This is a genomic window from Streptomyces sp. NPDC127114 (assembly GCF_042677525.1).
Lineage (GTDB): Bacteria > Actinomycetota > Actinomycetes > Streptomycetales > Streptomycetaceae > Streptomyces.
This window is the reverse complement of record NZ_JBHXTJ010000016.1, coordinates 71,514-85,854: the sequence shown is the minus strand read 5'-3', so window position 1 is coordinate 85,854 and position 14,341 is coordinate 71,514. Positions and strand designations below refer to the sequence as shown.

Here is a 14,341-nt window from a genome sequence, read left to right as displayed (position 1 = left end):
TCAGGTGCGCGGGGCCAGGGCCTCCCAGCGCACCGTCACCTCGCCCTGCCGCCAGCGCCGCGGGCCGTCCGTCACCGGCCAGTCCGCCGCCAGGTCCCGTACGGCACGGATCCACCGCTGCCGGGCGCCCAGCGAGGCGAACGGCGCGGCCGCCGCCCAGGCACGGTCGAAGTCCCGCAGGAACGCGTGCACCGGCTCGCCCGGCACGTTCCGGTGGATCAGCGCCTTGGGCAGCCGCTCCGCAAGGTCGGACGGCCGGACGAGCGAGCCGAGCCGGGTCGCGAAGGTCACCGTCCGGGGCCCCGAGCGGTCCAGCGCGACCCACACGTGCCGCCGGCCGATCTCGTCGCAGGTGCCCTCGACGAGCAGCCCGTCCGGCGCGAGCCGCCGGCACAGCCGCTCCCAGACCGCGGCGACCTGCTCCTCGTCGTACTGGCGCAGTACGTTCGCGGCCCGGATCAGCGAGACCTCGCCGGGCACCGGCACCTCGAAGCCGCCGTGCCGGAACTCCAGGCCCTCGCGCTCGTACGGCCGCGCCGCGGCGACCCGGGCCGGCTCGATCTCGATGCCGTACAGCAGGGTGCGCGGGTCCTCGGCGCGCAGTCGGGCGAGCAGCTCGACCGCGGTCCAGGGCGCGGCGCCGTAACCGAGGTCGACGGCGAGCGGCGGGGTGCCGGAGCGGCGCAGGGCCGGGCCGTGGACCGCGGCGATCCAGCGGTCCTGGCGGCGCAGCCGGTTGGGGTTGGTGGTCCCGCGGGTGACCGTGCCGACGGGTCGGGCGACGGCGGGGAGTGTGGTGCGCGGGGCCATGGAACGAGCGTAAGGGGTCGGGAAGCGCCGCTGACCGGGGCCGGGGCCGGGGCGGGGGCAGGGGCGGGGCAGGGGCGGGGGCGGTGGCGGCGGGGGAGTGGGCAGGGAGGAGCGGGCCCGTTCCCTGCGACCGCGACCGCCCTCTGCGACCGCGGCCGTCCCCCGCACCGCGGCCGTCCCCCGCACCGCGGCCGTCCCCTGCACCGCGGCCGTCCCCTGCACCGCGGCCGTCCCCCGCACCGCGACCGCCCCCCGCGCCCCGCCGCGACCGTCCCCTGCGGCCACGACCGCGAGCGCGATCCGGTTCACTGCGGAGGCTTTGCCTCCGTGCCGTGCGCCGCGTCGGCGGTAATGACTTGGCAAAGCGCGGGCCGCCGGGGAAATGAAAAGTGGGATTCCGGTGTTGTGCGGGGGCGGAGGGTGCGACCCGCCCTCCCACTGTCATGCCTGCCAGACCTGCCACATCTGTCATACCTGTCATGCCCGTCATGCCCGACAGCGGAAGGACCGCCGACGTGAGCCAGTACGTGTCCCGGTTCGCCGGCACCCTGGCGGCGCCGCCCCGGCTCCGGCTTCCCGGCCGGCACCGTGGCCCGCGCCGCGTGGCCATGCTCAGTGTCCACACCTCCCCGCTCCACCAGCCGGGCACCGGCGACGCGGGCGGTATGAACGTCTACATCGTGGAGCTGGCCAAGCGGCTCGCCGCGATCAACGTCGAGGTCGAGATCTTCACCCGGGCCACCACCGGCGGCCTCGCCCCGGTGGTCGAGCTCGCGCCCGGCGTGCTCGTCCGGCACGTCGACGCCGGTCCGTACGAGGGGCTGGCCAAGGAGGAGCTGCCGGCCCAGCTCTGCGCCTTCACGCACGGGGTGATGCAGGCCTGGGCGGGCCACCGGTCCGGCCACTACGACCTGGTGCACTCCCACTACTGGCTGTCCGGCCACGTCGGCTGGCTCGCCGCCGAGCGCTGGGGCGTTCCGCTCGTCCACACCATGCACACCATGGCCAAGGTCAAGAACGCGGCGCTCGCCGAGGGCGACACGCCCGAGCCCGCGGCCCGGGTCATCGGCGAGACCCAGATCGTCGAGGCGGCCGACCGGCTGATCGCCAACACGGCCGAGGAGGCCGACGAGCTCTCCCGTTTCTACGACGCCGATCCGGCCAAGATCGCCGTCGTGCACCCGGGCGTCAACCTGGACCACTTCCGGCCCGCCGACGGCCGCGCCGCCGCCCGGGCCCGGCTCGGCCTGCCCCAGGACGCGTTCATCCCCGCCTTCGCCGGCCGGATACAGCCGCTGAAGGCCCCGGACATCCTGCTGCGCGCGGCGGCCCTGCTCATCGACCGTGACCCCTTGCTGCGCTCGCGCATGGTGGTGCCGGTGGTCGGCGGGCCGAGCGGCAGCGGCCTCGCCAAGCCGGAGGGCCTGCAGAAGCTGGCGGCCAGGCTGGGCATCTCGGATGTCGTCCGCTTCCACCCGCCGGTGGGGCAGGACCGGCTCGCGGACTGGTTCCGGGCCGCCAGCGTGCTCGTCGTCCCCTCGTACAGCGAGTCCTTCGGTCTGGTCGCCATCGAGGCGCAGGCGGCCGGCACGCCGGTCGTCGCCGCCGCGGTGGGCGGTCTGCCCGTGGCCGTACGGGACGACGTCACCGGCTTCCTCGTGCAGGGGCACGACCCGGCGGACTACGCCCGCGCGCTCGCGCGCTTCGTCGACGATCCGCGGCTCTCCGACCGGATGGGCGCGGCGGCGGCGCGGCACGCCGGCTCGTTCGGCTGGGACACGGCGGCGTCCGGGACGGCGGACGTGTACACGGCCGCGATGCACGACCACAGGCACCGCACGCACGACCTCCGGGCGCGTGATCATCGCCGTCGCGTACGCTCGCTCCATGGCTGAGGTCGAGGCAGAGAGCGTCCGGCGGATCGTCGAGGACACCTTCAAGGACGCGGAACTGGAGTGGGAGTCCACCGAACCGGGCTCCTACGTGGTCAAGCTGCCGGGCACGCGGAAGCTGTTCACCACGCTGTCGCTGCGCGTGGGCCGCCACTCGCTCTCCCTCAACGCCTTCGTCATCCGCCACCCCGACGAGAACGAGGCCGGCGTCCACCGCTGGCTCCTGGAGCGCAACCTCCGGCTGTACGGGGTCGGTTACGCGATCGACCACCTCGGCGACATCTATCTGGCCGGCAAGCTGCCCCTGGCGGCGGTCACGCCGGAGGAGCTGGACCGGCTCCTCGGGTCCGTCCTGGAGGCGGCGGACGGCGACTTCAACACGCTGCTCGAACTGGGCTTCGCGACGGCGATCCGCCGGGAGTACGCGTGGCGGGTGTCGCGCGGGGAGTCGACGCGCAATCTCGACGCGTTCAAGAACCTGACCCAGAAGCCGTCGAACTGACGCCTTCTCGGACGCCTTCCACGGACGCCGCCCGCTGACGCCCTCCGGCTGACGCCATCCCTGAGGTCCGCGAGGTTCGACCAGATCGACGTGCCGGACTTCGCGGGCGACCTCCACACACGCACGGGGGCGTACGGCGCACCGGACGCCGTACGCCCCCGGGACCTGTACGAGGCACAGAAGCGGTTCAGGGGCCCCCGGACTTCGGGGGCCCCTCGGGCTTCAGGAGGAGCTGACGCTCTGGACGGCGGGGGTGGCCGCCTTGGCCGTCGAAACCTGGGCGGCCAGAGGCTCCCCCTTCGTCTCCGCCTCGGTTGCCGACTCGGCAACCGCCTTGGCAACCGCCTTGCTCTCCGCCTCGGTCTCGTCCCCGAGCTCCTCCTCCGGCTCCGCCTCGCGCAGGGCGGACCGCAGCCGCGTCTGGTAGCCGATGGCCGCGACGGCGCCGATCACCGCGCAGGCGATCCACAGGACGTCAGGCCCGGGTCCGTCGACGACCCAGCCGGCCAGGATCGGCGCGACGAAACCGGCCACCGCCCAGGACATGCCCATCACGCCCTGGTAGCGACCGCGGGCGTGCTCCGGCGCGAGCCGGGCGGTGGCGGCGGCGTTGGTCGGGACGTGGACCATCTCGCCGATCGTCCAGACGACGACGGTCGCGCCGAAGGCGACGGAGCTGCCGGCGAGCGCGGTGGCGCCGGTGCCGAGGGCGAAGAGGAGGGAGGAGACGGTCAGCAGCATCACCGGCGAGCGCTTGTCGGTGACCTTGTTGACGAGCAGCTGGAAGCCGACGATGACGACACCGTTGACGGCGATGACGGCACCGTACGCGGAGGGCTCGAGGCCTTCGCCGGCCATGGTGAGCGGCAGGCCGATCCACGGTGCGGTGAAGACCAGGCAGACGAGCAGGTTGAGCAGCACCAGGGTGCGGAAGGGCGCGTCGCGCAGCACGGTGAGGACGCTGACCTTCTCGTCCGCGAGGGTCTCGCCGGTGACGTGGTCGACCTTGGCGTCCGGCCGGGTCTCGGGCAGGCGGAGGAAGACGATGAGGGCGCACAGCGCGGTCGCGGCGGCGTCGACGAGGAAGAGGGTGCGGTAGCCGAAGACGATCGCGGCGCCGCCGCCGATGGCGGCGATGGCGAAGCCGAGGTTGAGGGCCCAGTAGTTGAGGGCGTAGGCGCGGCGGACCTCGTGGGCGGGCACCAGGTCGGCGATGGTGGCGTTGATGGAGGGCCGGACGGCCTGCATGGCGACGCCCATGAGGAGCACGACGAGGGCGACGCCCCAGGCGCTGGTGACCAGCGCGAGCAGGACGGCGCAGGTGGCGGCCGCCAGGTGCATCGTGACCATGGTGGGGCGGCGGCCCCAGCGATCGGTCAGCATGCCGCCGAGCGGCGAGCCGGCGACGCCGCCGAGGCCGTGGAGGGCGACGACGAGTCCGGCGAACCAGGCGGAGTGCCCGAGCTCCTGGGTGAGGTAGAGGGAGAGGAAGGTGAGGACGAAGGCCCCGGTCCGGTTGACCAGGGTCGACAGCCAGAGCCACCAGAAGCCGCCGGGAAGTCCCGAGACGGTGGCACGCGCCGATCGTCTGAGTGAGTCGATGGACATGTGTGGCCGCCCCCTGGTGATCTGTAAGTCCCGCTATCCGCTCCCGTAACTTACGGATCTCATACGCCGGACGCCAGCGAATTGACGGTGCGCGTCAATCGTCGGCCGTCGTCTAGTCTCGGAGGCATGGCCGACGCACCGTACAAGCTGATCCTCCTCCGCCACGGCGAGAGCGAATGGAACGAGAAGAACCTGTTCACCGGCTGGGTGGACGTCAACCTCACCGCGAAGGGCGAGAAGGAGGCGGCGCGCGGCGGTGAGCTGCTCGAGGCCGCCGGTCTGCTCCCGGACGTGGTCCACACCTCGCTGCAGAAGCGCGCGATCCGCACGGCGCAGCTGGCCCTCGAGGCCGCCGACCGCCACTGGATCCCGGTCCACCGCTCCTGGCGTCTGAACGAGCGCCACTACGGCGCGCTGCAGGGCAAGGACAAGGCGCAGACCCTCGCCGAGTTCGGCGAGGAGCAGTTCATGCTGTGGCGCCGCTCCTACGACACCCCGCCGCCGGCGCTCGCCGAGGACAGCGAGTTCTCCCAGGCGCACGACGCCCGCTACGCGACGATCCCGCCGGAGCTGCGCCCGGACACCGAGTGCCTGAAGGACGTCGTCCAGCGGATGCTCCCGTACTGGTACGACGGCATCGTCCCGGACCTCCTGGCCGGCCGCACGGTCCTCGTCGCCGCCCACGGCAACAGCCTCCGCGCCCTCGTCAAGCACCTCGACGGCATCTCGGACGCCGACATCGCGGGCCTCAACATCCCGACCGGCATCCCGCTGGCCTACGAGCTCGACGAGAACTTCAAGCCGCTCAAGCCCGGCGGCACCTACCTCGACCCGGAGGCCGCGGCGGCGGCCATCGAGGCCGTGAAGAACCAGGGCAAGAAGTAACCCTTACCCACGAAAGAGCCCCCGACCTGCGGTTTCCCCGCAGGGAGGGGGCTTCTTCGTGCCGGGGGGCGTCTGTGGGCCGTCAGAGGGGCTGGACCGCGCGCTCCACCGGCTCCGGCTCCGGCTCCTGCCTCCACTCCGCTGTGGCGCCGGCGCTCTGGAGCACCGAGACGGCGGACTGGGCCCGGAACGCGGACAGCCCTCCCACGACGGTGACGGGGGCTTGCCGCGCCAGGAGCCGGCTCTGCCACAGACTCAGCCCGGTCACCTTGCGCACCGCCAGGGTCACATCCTTTCCGCGTGGCCCGCAGTCGAGGAGCACGACCTCGTGGGACGGGTCGTCGCAGAGCAGCGTGAAGTACTCGGTGGACTCGTCGTCGGCCATCTTCGCCCTCCTTCTGTCCGGCCGGCGGATGTCATGATCCAGGCAGGTTCACGATGTAGCCGGTGCCGGAGTCCCCGCGCATGGAACGCGCGAGCTCGGCGACATGGCGTACCTGGGTGGCGGACAGGCGTCGGGCCTCCCACAGCAGCGCCGCGGAGTCCACCGCCTCCGGGGCCGGAGGTGGGGGCGTCCCCGGCAGGACGATGTCCGTCAGCACCGCCAGTTCGCGGGCGTCGATCGCCAGCAAGGCGGCGAAGTCCGTCACCAAGCGGGGCGTCAGCTGCTTTCGGCCGGCGCCGATCACCCCGTAAGTGGGTGCCGACAGATATGTGGGCGTCACCACCGCCAGAGTCTTCGCCATGCCCGGCCAGTCCAGGTTGCGGTACCGGAACATGCGGACGACCCGACCGCCCGGACCGCCGGCAGGCGCTGCGAGCCGCTCCGGGGTGACGTCGGAGCGCCGTTCCTCCTGGGGCAGTGAGCGGACGATCTCCAGGACCTCACGGCGCCGCTCCGCCGGAAGGTGCGCCGCATTCATCACGACGTAAGGCACCCACGGCCGGGCCGTGGCGTCCAACGGCGCCAGGTCGTCCGGGATCACCCGCCCTGCGAGGATGAACAGATCGACGGCGTGGAGATGCAGAGCAGGCGCGAGCCGTAGAAGGAGCCCTTCGTCGGCAGGCTCGCCCGCGAGCACCGCTCGGACCTCCTCGGCGGTGAGCCCGGCGCGGTCGGCCAGCTCCTGCACGCCGAGTCCTCTGTGCTTCAGCAACCGCCCCAGCACCGCGCCGAAACCGAGATGCTCCGTCATGCCCGCAGCCTAGCCAGAGGCGCGGGCACGGCGTCGGCGATGGTTGCGCTCGGGACGACGGCGCGGGTCGGCGTTTGATGCCGAGTCGGCGGTCGGTCAGCTCAGGAGGCGGCGCTTCTGTTCCGCGAACTCCTCCTCCGTCAGGACGCCCTGTGCCTTCAGGTCGCCGAGCTGCTTCAGCTGGTCGATCTTGCGGGTCATGTCGTCGTCCGTGCCGGCGGGCGGTGGGGCGGCCGGGGGCGGGGGTGCCTGCTGGGCGTACTGCTCCTGCCTGGCGTACTGATCCTGTTGGGCGTACTGCTCCTGCTGAGCGTAGTCCTGCCGTGCCCACCGGCCGGCCTGGCGCCGTGAGACGCGGTTGGAGACGGCGGTGGCGGTTCCGGCGACGACGGCCGTGCGGGCGACGCCCCTCAGCAGTCCGGGCATGGTCGGTCATCTCCCATGGGTCGGTGTCCGTACGGGTGGCGGATCAGGCGGCCACGGAGCCGCCGGACGGTGACGTCTTCTCCGTGGCGTCCAGGGCCGCGAGCAGCGCCTGTACGGGGATGCGTCCGCCGGCCACGAGCTGGGCGCCGCTGCGACGCAGCGCGCGGGCCAGGGGCGCGGCCCACAGGTTCTCGTAGACCAGCACGGCGGCCGAGTTGCCGGGGTCGAGGGCGTTGGCCGCCTCCTCCAGGTCGCTCTGGTCGAGTACTCCGGACGACACTCCGTCGAAGACCGACAGGTCCATCTCGCCGCCGCCCAGGTCCTGCAGCTCCAGTCCGGCGACCGAGCCGTCGGCGTCCTTGCCGACGAAGGCGAGGTCGATGATCCGGATGATGCCGCGGTCGACGAGGTCGACGAGGAGCGGGAACGCCTCGCCCGTCATGCGGTTGCCGGGGAACTCGATGACCAGGTAGTCGACCGGCCCCATCTCTTCGAGGGTCTCCATGGTGCCTTCACCTCACGTTACGGGCGGAAGCGGCCCCTCCAGTCCAGCACGCGGGCCGGGGGCCCGCACCTCCGCGGCGCCGGCGCACCGGCCCTCCCCGTCCGCAGGGCGTGACGGGAATGTCGCGGGTGTGCGACAGAGCGTGGCCGGATATCGCGCCTGGACGCGGGGCGTTGCTACGTTCCGGACGGGACGCGGCTACGGACGGCCGCCGTCGGACAAAGGGGGAGTCCCGGATGAACCTCACGCGCTTCAGATCCGCCGGTGTCGCGCTCGGCGCCGTCGCGCTGGCCGCCTCGCTCACGGCCTGCCAGAACGACGACGGCGCGGCCGCGCAGCCGGGTACGCGTGCCACCGCGTCCGCGCCGGCGCAGGATCCGGCCACCGCGGCGCCCGCCGATCCCTCGTCAGGGGCGAGCGCGAAGCCGGCGGCCAAGCCCGCGGCCACGCCGTCGAAGGAGACGGCGCAGCCCGCGGCGAAGCCCGCCGCGAAGCCCACGGCCAAGCCCGCGACGAAGCCGGGCGGCACGCCCGGTGCCGACTGCGTCACCACCGCGCCGACTCCCGACGAGTACGACCCCGACGAGTTCGCCCTCTACCGCATCGAGGAGCTTCCCGGAAGCACCGGCAAGGTCAATCTCATCCTCCAGCACGGGGCCTGGGGCTGCGGCGGCAAGGACACCGACGGCGGGCCGTTCGTCGTCAGCGGCGAGGAGAGCCGCTGGGCGCTCGACCAGGCCGCGTACGTCACCGCCACCGACCCGATCGTGGCGAGCACCGAGAACATCCCGATCGGCGTGCAGGAACTCATCGACTGGGTGAACGCGCACCCCGACTCGGGCCTGGTCTTCAAGTACCAGACGGGCGACGACGGGGCGATCCACCGCCTGGAGCAGGTCTTCACGCCGTAGTCGCCGGCCGGCGCTTCGGGCCGGGAGGGCCGGGCGCGAGGGCCGGGCGCGAAGGCCGGGCGCGAGGGCCGGGCGGGAGGGCCCCGCCCGGAGCGCCCGCCCCGAGCAGTCGCCCGGCGGGAGCGCTCGCCCGGAGCACCCGGAGGGCGTACGCCGCAGGTGCCGGCCCGAGTGGTCGCCCCCAGCGGTCGCCCCGCAGCGGTCGCCCGGACGGGCGACAAAGAAAGCTTTCGGCTTCGGCGCCGCGCGTAGCCGCCGCTGCCGGCGAGCACAGTGAGGACGACCTTGGTCGTCCTCACGAAACGAGAACCCCCGTGCGCCTTCGGCACACCCTCGCCGCCACCTGCGGTGCCCTCGCCCTCACCGCCGTCATGGTCTCCCCCGCCCACGCCGCCACCGGCGACTTCGGCTACCGCGTGACCGGCCTGGACGGGCAGCCCCTCGCCGTCACCCTGCACGACCCGGCGAGCGGCGAGTGCGTCACCCTGCCCGAGGTCGCGGACCCGGACGCGTCCGCCCCGGCCTTCGCCCCGCACAACGACACCGACGAGTGGGCGACGGTCTTCACCGAGCCCGACTGCACCGGCGACAGCTGGACTCTCCGCCCCCACGGCCGCCCCGCCTCGGACCGCCTGAAGCTGCGCTCGGTGGTCTTCCTCAGGGCTTGACCTCCGGCCGGAGCTCCAGGCCCATCAGGACCTCGTCCCGGGTGTCCTCCGGCGACGGGCCCAGGCGCAGGGCGCGGGGCCAGCGGCCGGTTTCCGTCCAGCCGAGGGACGCGTAGAAGGACTCCAGGCCCTCGCCGCCGCGGGCGGCGAGGCGGAGGTGGGTGAGGGAGAGTTCGTCGCGGGCTATGCGGTGGAGTTCGCGCATCAGGGCCCTGCCCAGGCCCAGGCCGCGGAAGTCGGGGTGGGTCTGGAGGTGGTGGACCGTTCCCCAGTGGGCGACCAGCGGGTTCGGCTCGTGGCCGAGCACCACCCAGCCGGCCAGTCGCGTGCCGACCGTCGCGGTGACCAGCCGGTGGCCGTCCGGTGCGAGACGGGCGAGGAGCGCGTCCGTCACCGGCGCGACGTCCACCTCCGTGACCGGCGGGAACGGGAAACCGGCGGCACCGCCCGCGTTGGTGACCGCGATCCAGCAGTCGATCAGCCGTCGGCGCAGCTCCGGGCTCACCTCCCCGGGAGCGGTCGCCTGGGCGAGGACGGTACGGCGGAGCAGCGCGGGCGTGGTCGGCATGCGGGCCATCCTGGCGCAGCCGGCCGCGTCCGCGCCCCTCCGAATTCGCGCGCGCTGATCATCGCCTTCGTCTACCGTCCCGGCCATGAGCACGTCACCGCGTCTTGAGCCGGTCACCCCCGCGAACATCGACGCCGCCCTCGGACTGAGTGTCCGTCCCCACCAGCAGGACAACGTCGCGCCCGTGGTCCGTTCGCTCGCCGAGGCCTACGCGTTCGGCGAGACCGCCTGGCCACGGCTGATCTTCGACGGCGACGAGCCGGTCGGCTTCCTGATGGCCTTCGTCGACATCCAGTGGAACGCGGAGCAGGACCCGGACGACCGGCGCAGCGGGCTCTGGCGGCTGAACATCAGCGGCGAGCAGCAGGGCAGGGGGTACGGGCGCTTCGCCGTCGACGCCGTACGCGAGGAGCTGCGGCGGCGCGGGGCGACCGAGATGTACGTGAGCTGGCACCAGGGCGAGCACGGCCCCGGCGACTTCTACCGCCGGCTCGGCTTCCGAGAGACCGGCGAACTGGCCGGCGACCAGACGGTCGGCGTCCTGGACATCTCGTAGGGGCCAGTAGGGCTGTACGGCTTGTAGGGCCTGTACGGCTTGTAGGGCTGCTTGTAGGGCCTGTACGGCTTGTAGGCCTACAGGCGCGAGTAGGTCCCGTAGGGCCTACGGCCCGGGTCGAGCCTCCCGGACCGCGATCGCGCGCGGCAGTAGGGGCTCCGCCCGAGAGCCGGGCGGAGCCCGTACCGAGGTGTCGTGCCGGTCAGCCGGAGCAGCCTCCGCACTGGCACGGCCCGCCGGACTGGCAGCCGCAGCCGCAGCCCGAGCCGCACCCGCAGGCGCCGAGGACGGGCAGGAACGTCGCGTCGCGCGGGAGCGCGCTCTCCTGCTGAGGGTCGGTGATCGGAGCGGATTCGGCCATGGGGTCCCTCCCTGAGAGGCGTACCTCGCCTCCCCCCATTGCATGCCCAGTCACCGAGGCGCATCAACGGCGCACAGGTGTGCGACGGCCGTGCGGCCGCCGCCCGGCCGTCCGCCCCGGAGCGCCTACGCGCCCTCGACCGGCGCCTCCGCCGGCTGGAGCTCGTCCGCGTGCTCACCCGTCACCAGGTACACGACGCGCTTCGCGACCGACACCGCGTGGTCGGCGAACCGCTCGTAGTAGCGGCCGAGAAGCGTCACGTCCACGGCCGTCTCGATGCCGTGCTTCCAGCGGTCGTCCATCAGGTGCTGGAAGAGCGTGCGGTGCAGCAGGTCCATCTCGTCGTCGTCCTGCTCCAGCTGCAGCGCGAGGTCGACGTCCTTGGTGATGATCACCTCGGCCGCCTTCGCCATCAGCCGCTGCGCCAGCTGCCCCATCTGGAGGATGGTGGCGTGCAGGTCGTTCGGCACCGCCCGGTCCGGGAAGCGCAGCCGGGTCAGCTTGGCGACGTGTTGGGCGAGGTCGCCCGAGCGCTCCAGGTCGGCGCTCATGCGCAGCGAGGTGACCACGATCCGCAGGTCGGTCGCCACCGGCTGCTGCCGGGCGAGCAGCGCTATCGCCCGCGCCTCCAGGTCGTGCTGGAGGTCGTCGATCTTCTGGTCCGCGGCGATGACGCTCTCCGCGAGCTTCAGGTCGGCGTCCAGCATCGCCGTCGTGGCGCGCCCGATCGCCGACCCGACCAGACGGGCCATCTCGACCAGGCCCTCGCCGATCGAGTCAAGTTCCTCGTGGTACGCGTCCCGCATCGATGTCGTCCCTCTCTACGCGCTCCGTAAATGCCTCGGGGCCCGGACCCCGGGTCCCGGGTCGGTCCGTGCCCCCACGCTCCCACGTTCGGGCCCGTACGCGTCGGGCTCCACCCCCTCACGTGAACCACCCCTGTCACCCAGGTGAACTCTGGGCAACGCACGCCGCAGGGTCCACCAGGGCAAATGAACCAGCCCCGTCTCCTCGGTGAACTCTGGGCGACGACTGTTCGAGGAGCCACCCGGACGGCTGGGAGAGTGTCATTCGACCCGCATAACCTGGATGGCATGGACGTGAACGCGGCGGTCGCCGCATTGGCCGCTATCGCCGGCGTGTGCACCGGCGTGATCGCCATGCTGGCATTCCGCTGGAGCGAGCGCGACCAGGCGCGACCCACCCGTACCTCCCTGCACACCGATGCCGTGCTCCCGCCCGGCGTCGACACCGTGCTGTCCGTGCTGCGCTCCTCCGCCGTCGTCCTCGACGAGAGCGACTCGGTGGTCAAGGCCAGCTCGGCGGCGTACGCGCTCGGCCTGGTCCGCGGCGGGAAGCTGGCCGTCGAGCCCATGCTCAACATGGCCCGCGACACCCGCCGCGACGGAGAGATACGCCAGGTGGAGCTCGACCTGCCACGGCGCGGCACCGGCCGCGGCGAGGCCCTGGCGGTCTCCGCCCGGGTCGCGCCGCTGGGGTCGCGGCTCGTGCTGCTGCTCGTCGAGGACCTGACGGAGGCCCGCCGGATCGAAGCGGTACGGCGCGACTTCGTCGCCAACGTGAGCCACGAGCTGAAGACGCCCACCGGCGCGCTCTCCCTGCTCTCCGAGGCCGTCATGGACGCCTCGGACGACCCCGAGGCGGTCACCCGCTTCGCGGGCCGGATGCAGATCGAGGCGACCCGCCTCACCAACCTGGTGCAGGAGCTCATCGACCTCTCGCGGGTGCAGAACGACGACCCGCTGGAGGACTCCGAGCCGGTGCGCGTGGACGAGCTGGTCGCCGAGGCGATCGACCGTTCGCGGCACACCGCCTCCACCAAGCAGATCACGATGGCGTCCGGAGGCACCGCCGACCTGTATGTCTGGGGCAGCCGCGGCCAGCTCGCCGCCGCCCTCGGCAACCTCGTCGAGAACGCCGTCAACTACTCGCCGGCCCGTACGCGGGTCGGCATCGCCGCCCGCCGCGTCGCGGCACCCGGCGGCGACCTGATCGAGATAGCGGTGACCGACCAGGGCATCGGCATCTCGGAGAAGGACCGCGAGCGGATCTTCGAACGCTTCTACCGGGTCGACCCGGCCCGCTCCCGCGCCACCGGCGGTACGGGCCTCGGCCTGGCCATCGTCAAGCACGTGGCCGCCTCGCACGGCGGGGAGGTCACGGTGTGGAGCACCGAGGGCCAGGGCTCGACCTTCACCCTGCGGCTGCCCGAGGCGCGCGCGGGGCGGAACCGCCGCGCCGAGCAGAACGGCACGGCGGGCGACCACGACCACGACGACGAACCCGGCCACGACCACGACCTCGGCCATGACCACGACCTCGGTCACGACGACGCCCCGGGTCTCGACGCCCCGGGCCTCGACGGCCGGCTCGGTCCCGACCACGGCCACGCTTCGGCCTCCGGCCAGGGTCACAGCCAGGGCCACGGCCAGAGCTCCGGCCCGGGCCACGGTCCCGGCTCGGGCGCCGGCCACGGTTACGGCTCGGGTCACGCTCCCGGCTCGGGCGCCGGCAACGGCTCGGGCTCGGGCTCGGGCCACGGTCCCGGGCTCGGCTCCGACTCGCCTTCCCTCTCCGCGTCCACCTCCACCTCCACCACCCCCGATCTCATGACCGAACCACTCCCTGCCCCGGAGGTCCTTCCGTGACCCGAGTGCTTGTCGTCGAGGATGAGGAATCCTTCAGCGACGCCCTGTCGTACATGCTCCGCAAGGAGGGCTTCGAGGTCGCCGTCGCGGCGACCGGGCCCGACGGCCTCGACGAGTTCGAGCGCAACGGAGCGGATCTCGTCCTCCTCGACCTGATGCTGCCGGGCCTGCCCGGTACGGAGGTGTGCCGGCAGCTGCGCGGCCGCTCCAACGTCCCGGTGATCATGGTGACCGCCAAGGACAGCGAGATCGACAAGGTCGTCGGGCTGGAAATAGGAGCCGACGACTACGTGACCAAGCCCTTCTCCTCGCGTGAGCTGGTGGCCCGCATCCGCGCGGTGCTGCGCCGCCGCGGAGAGCCGGAGGAGGTCACGCCCGCCGCCCTGGAGGCCGGCCCGGTCCGCATGGACGTCGACCGCCACGTGGTCACCGTCGCGGGCGGCAAGGTCGACCTGCCGCTGAAGGAGTTCGACCTCCTGGAGATGCTGCTCCGCAACGCGGGCCGCGTCCTCACCCGCATGCAGCTCATCGACCGGGTCTGGGGCGCCGACTACGTCGGCGACACGAAGACCCTCGACGTCCACGTGAAGCGCCTCCGCGCCAAGATCGAGCCGGACCCCGGTGCGCCGCGCTACCTGGTGACGGTGCGGGGTCTGGGCTACAAGTTCGAGCCGTAGGACGCGACCCGCGGCCCATCACCGCCGGACGGAGTCCGGCGCGGCGTCCCGAAGCCCGGGAGGCCCCCTGGGGTCGAGCGGTGCGAGGGGCGCGGTGTGGCAGGGGG

General features: G+C 72.9%; 17 protein-coding genes. 8 read left to right on the top strand and 9 right to left on the bottom strand.

Going from position 1 to position 14,341, the window contains the following annotated elements; genetic code table 11:
- Entirely contained in the window at positions 1 to 810 is an 810-nt protein-coding gene (locus ACFVGS_RS18545) for a class I SAM-dependent methyltransferase (protein WP_385693051.1), read from the bottom strand.
- Positions 811 to 1,325: 515 nt separating this feature from the next.
- Here ACFVGS_RS18545 and mshA point away from each other — a divergent pair.
- Together mshA and ACFVGS_RS18535 are read left to right on the top strand one after the other, a co-directional pair.
- Entirely contained in the window at positions 1,326 to 2,705 is a 1,380-nt protein-coding gene (gene mshA, locus ACFVGS_RS18540) for a D-inositol-3-phosphate glycosyltransferase (RefSeq protein WP_385693078.1), read from the top strand.
- A complete protein-coding gene (locus ACFVGS_RS18535) occupies positions 2,698 to 3,204 on the top strand; it encodes a YbjN domain-containing protein (RefSeq protein WP_384410098.1) in 507 nt (168 codons plus the stop codon). The genes mshA and ACFVGS_RS18535 overlap by 8 nt, the downstream gene beginning before the upstream one ends.
- Before the next feature lie 222 nt (positions 3,205 to 3,426).
- Here ACFVGS_RS18535 and ACFVGS_RS18530 read toward each other — a convergent pair whose 3' ends face one another.
- Positions 3,427 to 4,812 carry an MDR family MFS transporter gene (locus ACFVGS_RS18530; RefSeq protein ID WP_385693050.1) on the bottom strand — a complete coding sequence of 462 codons (1,386 nt, stop codon included), beginning with the start codon at positions 4,810 to 4,812 and terminating at the stop codon, positions 3,427 to 3,429.
- Between the two features lie 126 nt (positions 4,813 to 4,938).
- Between ACFVGS_RS18530 and ACFVGS_RS18525 the strand changes: the two genes are divergently transcribed.
- A complete protein-coding gene (locus ACFVGS_RS18525; protein WP_384410105.1) occupies positions 4,939 to 5,697 on the top strand; it encodes a phosphoglyceromutase in 759 nt (252 codons plus the stop codon).
- 82 nt (positions 5,698 to 5,779) lie between these two features.
- Here the strand turns inward: ACFVGS_RS18525 and ACFVGS_RS18520 are convergent, their stop codons facing one another.
- The 4 genes from ACFVGS_RS18520 to ACFVGS_RS18505 all read right to left on the bottom strand — a co-directional run bounded on the left by ACFVGS_RS18520 (position 5,780) and on the right by ACFVGS_RS18505 (position 7,824).
- Positions 5,780 to 6,082: a ribosomal protein L7/L12 gene (locus tag ACFVGS_RS18520; RefSeq protein WP_384410108.1), complete on the bottom strand. Its 303-nt coding sequence runs from the start codon at positions 6,080 to 6,082 to the stop codon at positions 5,780 to 5,782.
- Between the two features lie 31 nt (positions 6,083 to 6,113).
- A complete protein-coding gene (locus ACFVGS_RS18515; RefSeq protein ID WP_385693049.1) occupies positions 6,114 to 6,893 on the bottom strand; it encodes a hypothetical protein in 780 nt (259 codons plus the stop codon).
- 96 nt (positions 6,894 to 6,989) lie between these two features.
- Positions 6,990 to 7,319, bottom strand: coding sequence for an SHOCT domain-containing protein (locus ACFVGS_RS18510; RefSeq protein ID WP_384410114.1), 330 nt, complete (start codon positions 7,317 to 7,319; stop codon positions 6,990 to 6,992).
- Positions 7,320 to 7,362: 43 nt separating this feature from the next.
- Positions 7,363 to 7,824: a DUF6325 family protein gene (locus ACFVGS_RS18505; RefSeq protein ID WP_384410116.1), complete on the bottom strand. Its 462-nt coding sequence runs from the start codon at positions 7,822 to 7,824 to the stop codon at positions 7,363 to 7,365.
- Positions 7,825 to 8,060: 236 nt separating this feature from the next.
- On the opposite strand from ACFVGS_RS18505, the gene ACFVGS_RS18500 reads away from it, so the two are divergent.
- A complete protein-coding gene (locus ACFVGS_RS18500) occupies positions 8,061 to 8,735 on the top strand; it encodes a hypothetical protein (RefSeq protein ID WP_385693048.1) in 675 nt (224 codons plus the stop codon).
- Positions 8,736 to 9,049: 314 nt separating this feature from the next.
- Positions 9,050 to 9,403, top strand: a complete 354-nt coding sequence (locus ACFVGS_RS18495; protein ID WP_385693047.1) for a hypothetical protein — start codon at positions 9,050 to 9,052, stop codon at positions 9,401 to 9,403.
- On the opposite strand, the gene ACFVGS_RS18490 is transcribed toward ACFVGS_RS18495, so the two are convergent.
- Positions 9,393 to 9,971, bottom strand: a complete 579-nt coding sequence (locus ACFVGS_RS18490; protein ID WP_385693046.1) for a GNAT family N-acetyltransferase — start codon at positions 9,969 to 9,971, stop codon at positions 9,393 to 9,395. The genes ACFVGS_RS18495 and ACFVGS_RS18490 overlap by 11 nt on opposite strands.
- An 85-nt stretch (positions 9,972 to 10,056) precedes the next feature.
- On the opposite strand from ACFVGS_RS18490, the gene ACFVGS_RS18485 reads away from it, so the two are divergent.
- Positions 10,057 to 10,527: a GNAT family N-acetyltransferase gene (locus ACFVGS_RS18485; RefSeq protein ID WP_384410127.1), complete on the top strand. Its 471-nt coding sequence runs from the start codon at positions 10,057 to 10,059 to the stop codon at positions 10,525 to 10,527.
- Positions 10,528 to 10,729: 202 nt separating this feature from the next.
- Here the strand turns inward: ACFVGS_RS18485 and ACFVGS_RS18480 are convergent, their stop codons facing one another.
- Together ACFVGS_RS18480 and phoU are read right to left on the bottom strand one after the other, a co-directional pair.
- Positions 10,730 to 10,888: a hypothetical protein gene (locus ACFVGS_RS18480; RefSeq protein WP_384410130.1), complete on the bottom strand. Its 159-nt coding sequence runs from the start codon at positions 10,886 to 10,888 to the stop codon at positions 10,730 to 10,732.
- A 125-nt stretch (positions 10,889 to 11,013) separates the two neighbouring features.
- Positions 11,014 to 11,694, bottom strand: coding sequence for a phosphate signaling complex protein PhoU (gene phoU, locus ACFVGS_RS18475; RefSeq protein WP_384410133.1), 681 nt, complete (start codon positions 11,692 to 11,694; stop codon positions 11,014 to 11,016).
- A 288-nt stretch (positions 11,695 to 11,982) separates the two neighbouring features.
- Here phoU and ACFVGS_RS18470 point away from each other — a divergent pair, with 288 nt between their 5' ends.
- Complete coding sequence (locus ACFVGS_RS18470) at positions 11,983 to 13,557, top strand: sensor histidine kinase (protein WP_385693045.1); 1,575 nt, start codon at positions 11,983 to 11,985, stop codon at positions 13,555 to 13,557.
- Positions 13,554 to 14,234 carry a response regulator transcription factor gene (locus ACFVGS_RS18465; RefSeq protein WP_015035162.1) on the top strand — a complete coding sequence of 227 codons (681 nt, stop codon included), beginning with the start codon at positions 13,554 to 13,556 and terminating at the stop codon, positions 14,232 to 14,234. The genes ACFVGS_RS18470 and ACFVGS_RS18465 overlap by 4 nt, the downstream gene beginning before the upstream one ends.
- The last annotated feature ends 107 nt before the right edge of the window (positions 14,235 to 14,341 follow it).